General features: G+C 69.6%; 14 protein-coding genes. 9 read left to right on the forward strand and 5 right to left on the reverse strand.

From position 1 onward, the window contains the following. Nucleotides 1-916: AAA family ATPase (locus H5J31_RS28420; RefSeq protein WP_181775725.1), on the reverse strand; the 916-nt coding region annotated here is incomplete at its 3' end. A 53-nt stretch (nt 917-969) separates the two neighbouring features. Then, nucleotides 970-1,383, reverse strand: a complete 414-nt coding sequence (locus H5J31_RS28425) for a hypothetical protein (protein WP_181775726.1) — start codon at nt 1,381-1,383, stop codon at nt 970-972. 157 nt (nt 1,384-1,540) lie between these two features. Between H5J31_RS28425 and H5J31_RS28430 the strand changes: the two genes are divergently transcribed. After that, complete coding sequence (locus H5J31_RS28430; protein ID WP_181775727.1) at nt 1,541-2,431, forward strand: TIGR03854 family LLM class F420-dependent oxidoreductase; 891 nt, start codon at nt 1,541-1,543, stop codon at nt 2,429-2,431. A 191-nt stretch (nt 2,432-2,622) separates the two neighbouring features. On the opposite strand, the gene H5J31_RS28435 is transcribed toward H5J31_RS28430, so the two are convergent. Beyond that, nucleotides 2,623-4,143 (reverse strand): MDR family MFS transporter, encoded by a 1,521-nt coding sequence (locus tag H5J31_RS28435; protein WP_181775728.1) that lies wholly within the window; start codon nt 4,141-4,143, stop codon nt 2,623-2,625. Nucleotides 4,144-4,263: 120 nt separating this feature from the next. Here H5J31_RS28435 and H5J31_RS28440 point away from each other — a divergent pair, with 120 nt between their 5' ends. Genes H5J31_RS28440 through ligD form a run of 3 tightly spaced genes read left to right on the forward strand, consistent with a single transcriptional unit; the run spans nt 4,264 to nt 7,516 of the window. Continuing rightward, nucleotides 4,264-5,406, forward strand: coding sequence for a DUF1015 family protein (locus H5J31_RS28440; RefSeq protein ID WP_181775729.1), 1,143 nt, complete (start codon nt 4,264-4,266; stop codon nt 5,404-5,406). Nucleotides 5,407-5,444: 38 nt separating this feature from the next. Continuing rightward, the gene (locus H5J31_RS28445; RefSeq protein WP_181775730.1) at nt 5,445-6,518 is read left to right on the forward strand and encodes an ATP-dependent DNA ligase; all 1,074 of its coding nucleotides are present in this window, start codon (nt 5,445-5,447) and stop codon (nt 6,516-6,518) included. Next, nucleotides 6,515-7,516: a non-homologous end-joining DNA ligase gene (ligD, locus tag H5J31_RS28450; protein ID WP_181775731.1), complete on the forward strand. Its 1,002-nt coding sequence runs from the start codon at nt 6,515-6,517 to the stop codon at nt 7,514-7,516. Before H5J31_RS28445 ends, ligD begins: the two co-directional genes overlap by 4 nt. A gap of 81 nt (nt 7,517-7,597) precedes the next feature. On the opposite strand, the gene H5J31_RS28455 is transcribed toward ligD, so the two are convergent. Continuing rightward, on the reverse strand, nt 7,598-7,864 hold the full coding sequence (locus tag H5J31_RS28455; RefSeq protein WP_181775732.1) for a hypothetical protein: 267 nt from the start codon (nt 7,862-7,864) through the stop codon (nt 7,598-7,600). Nucleotides 7,865-8,035: 171 nt separating this feature from the next. On the opposite strand from H5J31_RS28455, the gene H5J31_RS28460 reads away from it, so the two are divergent. Then, a complete protein-coding gene (locus tag H5J31_RS28460) occupies nt 8,036-8,497 on the forward strand; it encodes a hypothetical protein (protein WP_181775733.1) in 462 nt (153 codons plus the stop codon). A gap of 2 nt (nt 8,498-8,499) precedes the next feature. Here the strand turns inward: H5J31_RS28460 and H5J31_RS28465 are convergent, their stop codons facing one another. Next, nucleotides 8,500-9,516, reverse strand: a complete 1,017-nt coding sequence (locus tag H5J31_RS28465) for a CobW family GTP-binding protein (RefSeq protein WP_181775734.1) — start codon at nt 9,514-9,516, stop codon at nt 8,500-8,502. A gap of 390 nt (nt 9,517-9,906) precedes the next feature. Here H5J31_RS28465 and H5J31_RS28470 point away from each other — a divergent pair, with 390 nt between their 5' ends. The 4 genes from H5J31_RS28470 (at nt 9,907) to H5J31_RS28485 (ending at nt 12,503) form a co-directional block, all read left to right on the forward strand. Next, nucleotides 9,907-11,115: a nitric oxide synthase oxygenase gene (locus H5J31_RS28470; RefSeq protein ID WP_181775735.1), complete on the forward strand. Its 1,209-nt coding sequence runs from the start codon at nt 9,907-9,909 to the stop codon at nt 11,113-11,115. A gap of 101 nt (nt 11,116-11,216) precedes the next feature. Then, on the forward strand, nt 11,217-11,723 hold the full coding sequence (locus H5J31_RS28475; RefSeq protein WP_181775736.1) for a flavodoxin domain-containing protein: 507 nt from the start codon (nt 11,217-11,219) through the stop codon (nt 11,721-11,723). A gap of 39 nt (nt 11,724-11,762) precedes the next feature. Next, a complete protein-coding gene (locus H5J31_RS28480; RefSeq protein ID WP_181775737.1) occupies nt 11,763-12,032 on the forward strand; it encodes a DUF1905 domain-containing protein in 270 nt (89 codons plus the stop codon). Further along, nucleotides 12,033-12,503 (forward strand): hypothetical protein, encoded by a 471-nt coding sequence (locus tag H5J31_RS28485; RefSeq protein ID WP_181775738.1) that lies wholly within the window; start codon nt 12,033-12,035, stop codon nt 12,501-12,503. Nucleotides 12,504-12,576: the final 73 nt, after the last annotated feature.

Consider the following 12,576-nt stretch of genomic DNA (forward strand, 5'->3'; position numbering starts at 1 on the left):
AGGCATCCGCCACCAGCGGGCTGCGCGGCGCGTACCGGCCCCGACCCAGATCCCGCAGGAAACCGCCGTCCAGCGCGGTGAGCAGCGCATCGGTGATCCCGTCCACTTCGGACACCGCCGCGAGCGCCTCGTCGCCCGCCGGACGGCCGAGCACCACGGCGGCCTCGACGAGCGCGGCGCAGTCCGGATCCACTTCCGCGAACCGGGCGACGAGCGTGGCGGACCAGGCCGCGGGAACGATGTCGCCGGGTGCCTGGAGTACGGCGTGGACGGCGCCGCGCACTCCACCGGTCCGGCGGTGGACCCGCTCGCCGAGCTCCCGCGAGCCCGCCAGCGCCGCGACGTCGTCGACGTCCAACGGAGACAAGGTGAACCGCGCTGTCACTCCCGATCGGGGAGGCCACCAGGAACCGCCTCGCGCGGGCTGTCGCGTCAACGTCGCCGACGTGGTGACGACGGCCAGCCCAGGGGAAGGGTTGTCGGCCAGGAACCGAAGGAGGTCTTGGGTTTCCTCGTCGGCGTCGTGGGCGTCGTCGACGAGCAGGACAGTGCGTTCGAGCGTGGTCAGGAGCTCGCGAAGCGCCCGGAACACCAAGTGGCGGCCGGGAGGTTCGGGGAGCGGCGCCGGCAGCACTTCGCCCAGCTCGGGCACTATCGGCCGAAGAGAGCCGCCGAGCGGGGAAAGACGCGAGGCGGCGGCGCTCCATCGGCCGACGTCCGCGGCCAGCGCCTCGATCACCGGGCCGAGCGGGACCGGCCGTCGCCGCCGGGCACACCGGACGTGGAGTACGGCCACGTCCGGGCCTTCGCGGCGGCCCAGTGCGTCGAGAAGGCGGGTTCGCCCGGCTCCCGGTTCGCCCTCGACCACCACGAACGCGGGCGGTTCGACGGCGAAGTCCGGGGTCGTACCGCTCATGGCACGACCCTAAGCGGAAAACACCCGCGCGGGAGTTCACTAAGGACCCTCATTTATTGCGGGGAGGGCCGCGCCAGTTCGACGAGGCTGTCGAACAACACCTCCGCCGCCCGGCAGACGGCCGACGACGGCGCGTCGAACGGGCCGATGACGCCGGAGAGTTGTTCCCAGGCGAATCGGCCCAGCACCCGTGCCATCACCGCCCGGACCGCCGCCGGTTCGCCGGGACGGGGTCGCAGCGCCTGCTCGCCATCGCTGAGGTGGCCACCGGGCTCGAGCACGTCGAGACACCGCGACAGGACCTCACTCGTCAGCCTGGCCGCGACCGCGCGCGACGGCCCCCGCAGGTAAGGGGCGACGTCCGCGAGACCCGCCATCCGCCGAAGCGCGCCGATCACCAGGCGATCCCGGAGTTCGCGCGCTCCGAGGCCGGACGCCGTCGCGGGCTCCTCGAATCGCTGCGACACGTTCTCCCCTTCGGCCGGACACTCTTCCCCTCCACCTTCACGCGCGCGGGCGACGACGGCCAGCCCGCGCGCGATAGATGAGGACCCGTAGAGAAAGCGGTGACCGTCGGTCCCGCCTGGAAGACTGATACCCGGGGGCAGGCAGAAGGGAGCGAGCGTGGCGGAGGACCTGAAGATCCGGCTCGGGGTCGGGCTGGGGACCGGGACGGCGCCGGAGGAGTTCGGCGCGGCCGTCGATCTGCTGGAGCGCGCGGGTGTCGATTCGCTCTGGCTGCCGGAGGCGGTGTACTCGCCCAGGATCGACCCGGTCGTCGGGCTGACGCACGCGCTGGCGAGAACGGCGAACCTGAAGGTCGGCACCGGCGTGATGGTCCTGCCGGGCCGCGATCCGGTGCTGGTCGCCAAGCAACTCGCCTCGCTGGCCGCGCTCGCACCGAAACGGGTCTTGCCGGTCTTCGGGCTGAAACCCGCGCGCGACGCGGAACTACCGTTGTTCCCGGTGCCGCAGGGCCGCCGCGCCGCGGTGTTCGACGAGTCGTTGCGGCTGATCAGGGCGTTGCTGGAGCGGGAAGAGGTGACCTTCGAGGGCGAGTTCTTCCGCGTCGAGGGCGTGGGGCTGGGCATGCGCCCGCTCAAGCGGCTCGACCTCTGGCTCGGCGGGAAGGCGCCGGGCGCGCTGCGCCGGATCGGCAGGCTCGCGGACGGCTGGCTGGCCAGTTTCATCACGCCGGAAGAGGCCCGCGCCGGCCGCGAGGCGATCCAGAAGGCCGCGGCGGAGGCGGGCCGCGAGGTCGAGGCCGACCACTTCGGGATCAGCCTCATCGTCGCCGAGGACGGCATCCCGGACGCGCTCGCCGCGTCGATCGCCGCTCGTTCGGACGCCGATCCGTCCCGGCTGATCGCGGGCAGCTGGGCGGCCGCCCGCGATCTGATCGCCGAGTACATCGACGCGGGGCTGAGCAAGTTCGTGCTCTACCCGGCCGGGCCGGAGCCGATCGAACGGTTCGTCGAGAACTTCGTCGAGCACGCCGTCCCGATCCAGAACTGAGGAGGCCGCTCGCCCGGCGAGGGGGCTTCCGGTGCGGGGCGAGCGGCTCTAGCCGTGTCCCAGGGACGGTGTTGCGAAAGCCACTTTCGCAACCTTCAACGTTGCGAAAGTGGCTTTCGCAACCTCTCCTGCGGGCCCGCCTCCTGGTGTCCGATCGTGACCACCCCCTGGAGAACGCGGCTTCCGAAAGGTCAGTCGAACTTCAGCTGTTCGGTCCGCCGCGGCATCAGCAGCAGCGCGCCGACACTGAGCACGGCGACCACCAGCATCGCCAGGAAGACGTGGTGTGTGGCGTCCGCGAGGGCGTCGCGCACGAACGTCGTGGTCGGGGTGGCCGGGCCGTTGCCCTCCAGGACGACGCTGGTCGCGTCGACGCCGGAAGGCAGATTCGCGACACCCTCGGGCGGGTTCGCGAAACGGTTCGCGAGGGTGGCGTTCGCGATCGCGCCGAACATGGCCGCGCCGACGGCGCTGCCCAGTGAACGGCTGAACATGTTGGTCGCGGTGACCACGCCTCGGCGTTCCCAGCCGATGGTGGACTGCACCGCGACCAGTGTCGGACTCGACGCCAGGCCCAGGCCGACGCCGAGGACGAAAGCGGCCCCGGCCGCCAGCCAGATCGACGATCCCGCCGCCAGGAACACGGTGATGGCCGCGCCGGCGATGACGATCCCGCTGCCGATCAGGGCGGTGTCCCGGAATCCGATCCGCATGTAGACCCGCCCCGCGAGCGATGCCGAGATCGGCCAGCCGACGGTCAAGGCCGCCAGCGCGAACCCGGCGACGAGCGCGCCGGTGCCGAGCACGCCCTGCGCGTAGGTCGGCAGGTACGACGTGAGGCCCATCAGCAGCATGCCGACGACGACGGCGATCAGGTTCCCGCCGATCAGGGTCCGTTTGGTGAAGATCCACAGTGGCAGCACCGGTTCGTCCGCCTTGCGCTCCACCAGCACGAACGACACCAGCAGGACCAGGGCGACGCCGAAGATCACCAGGCTCGGCGCGGACGCCCAGCCCCAGGCGACCCCGCCTTCGAGCAGGCCGAGGATCAGCAGCGAGCAGCCGAGGGTGAGCAGGGTGGCGCCGAGGTAGTCGATGCGGTGCGAGCGGCGTTCGACGCGCTCGCGGAAGTTCCGGAACAGCATCCACGCCGCCAGCGCGCCGAGCGGCAGGTTGATGAAGAAGATCCAGCGCCAGTCCAGGTACTCGGCGAACACGCCGCCCAGCGTCGGCCCGACCACCGAGGAGATGGCCCACACGCTGGCGAGATAGCCCTGCACCCGGGCGCGTTCCTCGACCGTGTACATGTCGCCGACCATGGTCAGCGCGATCGGCTGGATGGCACCGGCGCCGATGCCCTGCACGGCGCGGGCGGCGATCAGCACCGGCATGCTCCAGGCGGCGCCGCAGAGCACCGAGCCGAGCAGGAACGCCGCGATCCCGAAGAACATCACCGGGCGCCTGCCGAGCACGTCGGCGAACTTGCCGTACAGCGGCACGGTGACCGCCTGCGTCAGCAGATAGATGGAGAACAGCCACGGGAACTGTGAGAACCCGCCCAGGTCGGCGACCACCGAGGGCACCGCGGTCGCGATGATGGTCGAGTCCAGCGCGATCAGGCCGGAACACAGCATCACGGCGATGAGGACGGGGCCGCGTTCGGACCGGAAACCGACCCCTTCCTTCGCGGTGACCGGGGCCGGGGTGGTCATCTGTGGCGGTCTCCTCAGGCTCATGGACGACGTCAACTGCTTCGCATGGGTAAGCATTCCACGGAGACACCCGGTCATGGGACCGATTTTTTCCGTGAGGTATCCCGCAAAATGGATCGGATGAGCACCTGGATCCGCCCGATCGACCGTGGCTGGGTTGTCCGCGACGCCGTCCCCGGACCCGACGTCGACGAGTTCGCCGACCCGGACCGGGTGGTCGCCGCGCTCGCCGGGGCCCGCGGCGACAGCCTGCTGGCGGTCCAGCATCCGGCCAGGACCCCGGCCGCGCTGGCGGGCGGCCTGTCCGTCGAGGCGGCCTTGCCGCAGGCTCGCGTCACGCTCGAACGCGTCCGGGAGGCGCACTACCGCCCCGTGCCGGACGTCGTCGCGCCTTATCGCATCGACGGGCCGGACGGCGTCGCGCTCGGCGTACTGTGCCTGGTCGACCCGGCGGCGGTCCGGGACGACGGGGTGACGCGCGTCCGGCACACCGAGGACGTCTACCCGGACGTCGTCGCGGAACGGGCCGCGATGCTCGCCGGGCTCGGTGTCGCGACCAGCGCCGCGATGCTGGTCCCCACGACCGGCGGTCGTGAGTTCACCGCGCTGGTCGAACGGGTCTGCCGCGGACAGGTGCCCGCGTTGTCCACAGTGGACGGCGTGGGCCGGAAGCACGAGCTGTGGCTCGCCGGTCCGGGTGAAGACCAGGACGCGTTGCTGGCGGCGCTGGACGAAATGGACCTGCTGGTCGCGGACGGCAATCACCGGGTCGCGGCCGCCGCGGCGTCGGGCCGCAGCGCGTTGCTCGCGTTGGTGACCGGGGGACCGGGGCTGCGGATCGGCCCCATCCACCGGGTGCTCACCGGCACCGGTTTCGACGCGGACACGCTGGTCCGGCGCTGGACGGCGGCGGGGTTCGACGTCCGTCCCGGCCCGCCCGCGCCGCCCGCCGAAGCCGGCGAGGTGACCGTCCTGGTGGGAGGGTCGGCGTTCCGGGTGGGGCTCGGCAAGGCGGGCGGCGATCACGCCGTCGTCGAACAGGATCTGCTCCGCGACGCGCTCGGCGTCGATCCGGAAGGGCCTGCCGTGCGGCCGCTGCTGCCGGGCGCTCCGGTGCCGGAGGACGCCGACGCGGTACTCCTCCTGGCCCCGGTCCCGTACGCGGAGGTGCTCGCCGTCCACGCGGCCGGGCAGCGGATGCCGAGGAAGGCCACCTATTTCACGCCGAAACCACGCAGCGGGCTGTTGCTGGCGGATCTCTAGCGGGAGCTTTTGTCGGTGGCCCGGCCTAGGATCACCTCGTGGAACTGCCCGTGATGCCGCCCGTCAAGCCGATGCTGGCCAAGGCCGTGCACGAACTGCCGCGCACGCCGGGGCTGCTGTACGAGCCGAAATGGGACGGCTTCCGGTGCGTGGTCTTCCGCGACGGTGACGAGGTCGTGCTCGGCTCACGCAACGACAGGCCGCTCACCCGCTATTTCCCGGAGCTGGTCGACCTGCTCAAGGAGGCGCTGCCCGAACGTTGCGTCGTCGACGGCGAGATCGTGCTGGTCACCGAAGGCGGGCTCGACTTCGAAAAGCTGCAGCTGCGTCTTCACCCGGCGGCGTCCCGGGTGAACAAACTGGCCACTGAGACACCGACGAGTTTCGTGGTGTTCGACCTGCTCGCCCTCGACGACCGCGATCTCACCCCGGAACCGTTCGGCGAGCGGCGGAAGCTGCTCGAAAGCGTCGTCGACACGAAGTTCGCCCGCGTGCACCTCACCCCGCTGTCGGAGGACGCCGACCTCGCCCAGGACTGGTTCACCCGGTTCGAGGGCGCGGGTTTCGACGGCGTGATGGCCAAACCGGCCGACGCGCCGTACGAACAGGACAAGCGGGTGATGTGGAAGGTCAAGCACCAGCGGACCGCGGACTGCGTCGTCGCAGGGTTCCGGTGGCACAAGGACGGCGTCGGCTCGCTGTTACTCGGGCTCTACAACGACGAAGGCGTCCTGCAGCACGTCGGGGTGGCCAGCAGTTTCACCGCCGCGAGGCGTCGCGAGCTGGTGGACGAACTCGCGCCGTTGAGGGAAGGCGCGCTGGAGAGCCATCCCTGGCGTGAATGGGCCGAGGCCCATGAGGAGGCCGGTGGGCGTATGCCCGGTGCGGGCAGCCGGTGGGCACCGGGGAAGGACCTGAGCTGGGAGCCGGTCCGGATCGAATGGGTCGCCGAGGTCCGCTACGAACACGTGGAGGGCACGCGGTTCCGTCACGGCGGCAGGCTCGTGCGCTTCCGCCCGGACCGTGAACCGGCGTCGTGCACGTACGCGCAGCTGGAAGAGGTCCCGCCCGCCGAGCTGGCCACGATGTTCACCGAGCTGGGGGAAACATGAAGGCAGAGCCGGTCACGCTGGACCTCGACGGCGTCGAGTTCACGGTGTCCAATCCGGGCAAGGTCTACTTCTCGCAGAACGGCGAGACCAAACTGGACCTCGTCGAGTACTACCGCGCGGTGTCGGTGCCGCTGCTGGCGCAGCTCGGTGGACGGCCGCTGCTGCTGGAGCGCTATCCCGACGGCGCCGGCGGGAAGTCGTGGTTCCAGAAACGCGTCCCGAAGAACGCTCCCGAGTGGCTGACGACGACGGTGGTGTCCACCCCGAACGGGACCACTTCGGACGCTCTCGTGGCGAAGGACCTCGCACACGTCATCTGGGCGGTCAACCAGGGCTGTCTCGGCTTCCATGTCTGGCCCAACCGGGCCGACGCGCCGGACATCAGCGACCAGTTGCGTGTCGACCTCGACCCGTCGCCCGGGATCGGTTTCCCCGAATTGCGGCACGGCGCCGTCCTGACGAAGGCGTTGCTCGAAGAGCTGGGCATCACCGCGCAGCTGAAGACGTCGGGCTCGCGCGGCCTGCATCTCTACGTGCCGCTGGAGCCGAAGTGGGACGGCTACGAGGTCCGCGCCGCCGCCGTCGCGCTCGCCCGTGAACTGGAGCGCCGCCACCCGGATCTGATGACGGCGCAGTGGTGGAAGGAAGAACGCGGCTCCCGGGTGTTCGTGGACTTCAACCAGAACGCGCCGCACAAGACGGTGTTCGGCGCGTGGTGCGTGCGGCCGCGGGTCGGCGGGCAGGTGTCGACGCCGATCGCCTGGGACGAACTGGAGACCATCGAGCCGGACAAGCTCACGCTGTCCACGGTCCCCGCCCGGTTCGCCGAACGCGGGGACCCTTGGGCGGAAACGAAACCGCAGTCGATCGAGCCGTTGCTGGAGATGTCCCGGAAGGACATGGAGAGCGGACTCATGGACGCGCCCTGGCCGCCTGTCTACCCGAAGATGCCGAACGAACCGCCCCGCGTCGCTCCCAGCCGGGCGAAGAAGGAGTAAGGCGCCTCGGACAGCCCGCGTTTAGTCCTCTGAATGCGGTACTTGCGCGTGCAAGTACCGCATTCAGAGGACTAAACGCGGTCAGAGTGGCAGGTCGAAGGCGAGTTGGGTGTTCGCGGCGGGCTCGGCCTTGCGCGTGGACCGGTGGCCCGGCAGGGTCGCGGCGCAGCGAGGGCACGGGGCGACGTCGGTGGTGGTGAGATCCACCGGTGTCCACATCCGGGATTCCTTGGCCCCGCAGGCGGAACGCCGGTAGCGGAGGTCTTCGGAGCGGGTCATCAGATGCGCGGCGGGGGAGTCCTCCGGCAGCGCGCCGACCAGGTACCAGCGTCCTGCGGTGCTCGTCATGGAACTGTCCTCCCGATACAGGTGGTCCAGCTCGAGATTCCTTCCACCTTCCAGTGTCAAGGAGACTCGCGACGATTCCCGCCATTTCACACCTTTCGGCGTGTCCGTCCGTCCACTAAAGAATGTATAACGCCCTATACGGCAAGGTGGGAGCCTGCCGAAGGGGGTTACATGAATCAAAAGAACGCGAAGACGGCGACGGGATTGGCGATCGTCGTGTCGCTGCTGGCGGGGTGTGCGGCGGAGAGTCCGGTCGACGGGGAGGACGTGAACCTGGCCGGGAAGATCGCGTGCCACCTTTTCGACAGGTCGCGACTGGCGGACTACGGGGTCCGTGAAGTCACGCAACAGGCGGACGAGGCGACGCTTTCCCGATGCGTCTGGCAAAGCCGGGCGGCGATGGGGAGCGTGTTGCTCACTCTGCACCTCGACTACGAAGACGGTTACGCGTACGAGTCCACCCGGAAGCGGATCAATGGTCACATCGGCGGGTTCCCCGCCGACATCGTCGGAACCCAGATCAAGCTCGTCACCGCGGAGCGGGAAGGCTCTGCTCTGCTCAACGCGCAGGGCACGAAGGTGTCCGCGGGGGTGATCGCCGAGGAGCTCGCGAAGATCCTTCGCCGCGGCTGACCTCAGTCCTGGATGAAGCGCAGGACGCGCAGCATTCCGCGCTCGTCGACGACGTCGGGATCGTCGGCGACGCATTCCTGAAGGCGTGCGGTGACGGCCTCGGCGTCGATACCCGAGCCGATCAGGACGAGTTCGCTCCGCCGCGGTTTGCCGGACGGCCACACCGACCGTTCCACCTGGACGAACGAGCCCACCGTGTGGAGACCGAACCGGGACCGCGGGCCGTTCGGGCCGAAGTCGAGGAACCCCTTGATCCGGTAGAGCCCGCCCGGGCGCCCTTCGAGGAAGTCCATCAGCCGGCGCGGGTCCAGCGGCCGGTCCGAAGTGAACGCGACGCTTTCGTATGTGGTGTGGAAGTGGTGCTCGTGATCGTGCTCCTCCTCGCGGAGGTCGTCGAACGACATCTGCCCCGCGCGCTCGCGCGGGCGCGCGTCGAAGAACAGTGTGGGGTCGATCCGGCCGTGGGAGGTCGCGATCACCGGCGTGCCGGGGGCGACCTCGTCGAGGGTGCCGCGCAGTTTGGCGAGCGCGTCCTCGTCGGCCCGGTCGGTCTTGTTGAGCACGACCAGATCGGCGAACCCGAGGTGCTCGTCCAGTTCGGGATGCCGCCGCCTGGTCTCCTCGAACTCGGCCGCGTCGACGAGTTCGACCAGGCCGCCGTACGCGATGCGGGGGTTCTCGCTGGCGATCATCAGGCGGATCAGGTCGCGCGGTTCGGCCAGACCGCTGGCTTCGATCACGATGACGTCGATACCCGCTTCGGCCTCGGAAAGCTTGGCGAGCATGGCGTCGAGGCCGCTCGCGTCGACGGCGCAGCACAGGCAGCCGTTACCGAACGACATCATCGTGTCGACCTGGCCGGAGACGGCCATCGCGTCGACGGCGATGCTCCCGAAGTCGTTCACCACGACGCCGATCCGGGCGCCCTGGCGGTTGGCCAGGAGGTGGTTGAGGAGGGTGGTCTTCCCGGAACCGAGGAAGCCCGCGACCAGGATGACCGGGATCCGCCTGTCGACCACGAGTTTCCTTTCCGCCGGGGGAGTTCCCCGCACTCTAGCGACGGCCGGTGCGCGTCAATACACCGGTCCGGGGAATGAACAGAAGGCCGGGCGGGTAAATACACTCGAAAGAGTGACGAATGCTTTTCGGTAAAACGATCATAATGGGATCTTGGCAGGCTTGATCATTTCTCTGTGGACAATTCGGTGAATCTTCCGCAAAGTCGGAAGCGATTCCAAATATTGTCGTCAGCAAGCATTCTACCTGCGTAAACCTCGCCTAGTGCTGGCCTTCTGCCATTTGGTGGAGCGTGTCCTTGTTTCTGTGGGGTATCGTCTTCCGTCTGGTCCGGACCCGGCCAGCTCGCCGAGCAGGCCGAGTCCTCCGGGCATTTCCGAAGTGCAGGAGGAATGGTGATCGTTCCCGCCACCGGCGCCGGCGTCGAATTCGGAGAGTGGGAGACCGAAGTATCGACTGCCTCCATGCGGGTGACGGATATCCCCCGCTTGCCTCCGGACGCGGGTCGCCGGGGACGCAGCGTGGACGTCGCCGAGGCCGAGGACTTCCTCCGGCTCTTCCACGAAGAGACCGGCGGCGGGGACGCGCTGCTGCGTGAGCGGCTCGACCGGGTTCGGGCCGAGATCCACGAGACCGGTACGTATCGGCACACCGCCGCCGAGGTCGAGTTCGGCGCGCGCGTGGCCTGGCGGAACTCGGCCCGCTGCATCGGCAGGCTGTACTGGCAGGGACTGAAGGTGCGGGACCGCCGTGACGTCACCGGCGCCGCCGCCATCGCCGAGGAGTGCGTCGGCCATTTGCGCGACGCGACCCGGGGCGGCCGGATCCGCTCGACCATCACGGTGTTCGCGCCGGACGGCCCGGCCGGACCCGGCCCGAAGATCCACAACGACCAGCTCATCCGCTACGCCGGCTACCGGCTCAGCGACGGCTCCGTACTGGGCGATCCGCGCTACGCCGACTTCACCGAGGACGTCCGGAGGCACGGCTGGCACGCGCCCGAACGCAAGGGTTCCTTCGACATCCTGCCGTTGCTCATCGAGTCCGAACCGGGGGAGCGGCGGCTGTTCCGGCTGCCGTCCGACGCCGTCCTCGAGGTCCCGCTCTCGCATCCGGACCACCGCTGGTTCGCCGGACTCGGGCTGCGCTGGCACGCGGTTCCGGCGATCAGCAACATGCGCCTGGTCATCGGCGGTATCACCTACCCCGCGGCGCCGTTCAACGGCTGGTACCTCGGCACCGAGGTCGGCGCGCGCAATCTGGCCGACGCCGACCGCTACGACCTGCTGCCGGTGATCGCGGACCTGATGGGCCTCTCGACGGCGTCGGAGCGCACCCTGTGGCGCGACCGCGCGCTGGTCGAGCTGACCTTGGCGGTCCAGCACTCCTTCGACGCGGCGGGCGTGACCGTCGCCGACCATCACACCGAATCGCGGCGGTTCCTCACGCATATCGCCAAGGAGGAACGCGCGGGCAGGCGGTGCCAGGCGGAATGGAGCTGGATCGTCCCGCCGATGTCGGGCGGGCAGACCGCGGTGTTCCATCGCTACTACGACGAACCCGATCCGGATCTGCGGCCGGCGTTCCTGCCTCCTGAGTAACCGGCGCTCCATGCGCCCCGATGGGTGAAGGGGTGAGCCGAATGCGGCGTGTCGACAGGCCGGACGGCGGCACGGCTTGCGGCCGCGCGGACAATGGGGGCATGACCGCTGTGCTCGTCGCCCACGCCGGGAGGTCCGGCGGGACAAAGGAGATCGCCGAGGTGATCGCCGCCGAGCTGCGCGAGAGCGGGCTGATGGTCGACATGGTGGACGCCGCCGAGGTCGACGACGTCGCACCGTACGGCGCGGTGATCGTCGGGAGCGCGTTGCACCACCGGAGGTGGCGCCCCGAGGCGGTCCAGCTCCTGACCGAGCACGAAGAGGCACTCCGGCATCGTCCGGTCTGGCTGTTCCACAGCGGTCCCTGCGGGCCGCTCGCCGCCGGCAAGCGGGTCAGCCTGCCCGCGGGGGTCGCCCTGCTGGCCGCCCGGATCGACGCCGAGCGCACGGCCACCTTCGGGGGCAGGCTCACCCCGGCCACCGCGAGCGGCCTCTTCTGGAAGATCATGGCGGCGGGTCCCTGGGCGGGCGACTTCCGCGACTGGCCCTCGATCCGGGCCTGGGCCCGCGACGTCGGCCGCCGTGTCCGGATCCGCGTCAGTCTCTGAAACGCCGGTTTCGTCGGTGCTTTGTCGTAGGGTGCCGGTATGGACAAACGGTTCACCGCGCCGCTGCAGAAGAGCCCGGAAAAGGGTGGCTGGACGTACGTCGTCATGCCCGGCTCCGCCGAATACTTCGGCACGAGGGGGCTGGTCAAGGTGCGCGGCACCATCGACGGGCATCCGTTCCGGAGCTCGTTCATGGCGCTGGGCGACGGCACCCACAAGCTCCCGGTGAAGGCCGAGGTCCGCAAGGCGATCGGCAAGGAAGAGGGCGACACCGTCGACGTCGTGCTCCTCGAAAGGCTGGAGGGCTGAGTGGCCGCGGAATGGAAACCGTCGCCGGTCATCAAGATCTACGAGGCGCTCGGCGCGGTGGCCGACGGGCGCGTCGAGCTCGAAGGTGACACGGCGCGCGTCGCGTCGTCGGACAAGGCGAAGACGTACGACGTGCGCCACGATCCGGCCGCGGGCTCGATCACGGCCAACGACAACGGGTCCTATTGGCAGGGTTATCTCGGCTACCCGGGGATCGCGTACCTGATGGAACGCGGCGCGCTCACCTACGACCGTGCCCTCGCCGACGAGCTGGCCGGGGTGCCGTGGAAGGAACTCGCCACCCGGTATCGCAACGACTGGGCGAAGGTCGAGAAGCACGTCCGCGACGACCTGTCCACGCGTGGCGTGGATCTGGACCGGTTCGACGCCGGGCTCGCGGAAATCTCCGGACAGCTGGAGAAGCTGGCGCTCACCAAGCTTTCCCCGCGCTTGAGGCCACCGAAGTCGTGAATGGTGAGGGCGGTTCTCTTGACCGGTAAGGCAAAGGTGGCGTGGGTGGTCGGTCGTCGCGTCCGGCCGGGTG

The sequence above is a fragment of the Amycolatopsis pittospori genome, from assembly GCF_013870525.1.
GTDB classification, from domain to species: domain Bacteria; phylum Actinomycetota; class Actinomycetes; order Mycobacteriales; family Pseudonocardiaceae; genus Amycolatopsis; species Amycolatopsis pittospori.

Bases quoted from the DNA above. Each gene is read 5' to 3' on its own strand.
- H5J31_RS28470 (WP_181775735.1), top strand. From the start codon at position 9,907: ATGGTGATCGTTCCCGCCACCGGCGCCGGCGTCGAATTCGGAGAGTGG.
- H5J31_RS28455 (WP_181775732.1), bottom strand. From the start codon at position 7,864: ATGACGAGCACCGCAGGACGCTGGTACCTGGTCGGCGCGCTGCCGGAG.
- H5J31_RS28460 (WP_181775733.1), top strand. From the start codon at position 8,036: ATGAATCAAAAGAACGCGAAGACGGCGACGGGATTGGCGATCGTCGTG.
- ligD (WP_181775731.1), top strand. From the start codon at position 6,515: ATGAAGGCAGAGCCGGTCACGCTGGACCTCGACGGCGTCGAGTTCACG.
- H5J31_RS28435 (WP_181775728.1), bottom strand. From the start codon at position 4,143: ATGACCACCCCGGCCCCGGTCACCGCGAAGGAAGGGGTCGGTTTCCGG.
- H5J31_RS28440 (WP_181775729.1), top strand. From the start codon at position 4,264: ATGAGCACCTGGATCCGCCCGATCGACCGTGGCTGGGTTGTCCGCGAC.
- H5J31_RS28475 (WP_181775736.1), top strand. From the start codon at position 11,217: ATGACCGCTGTGCTCGTCGCCCACGCCGGGAGGTCCGGCGGGACAAAG.
- H5J31_RS28480 (WP_181775737.1), top strand. From the start codon at position 11,763: ATGGACAAACGGTTCACCGCGCCGCTGCAGAAGAGCCCGGAAAAGGGT.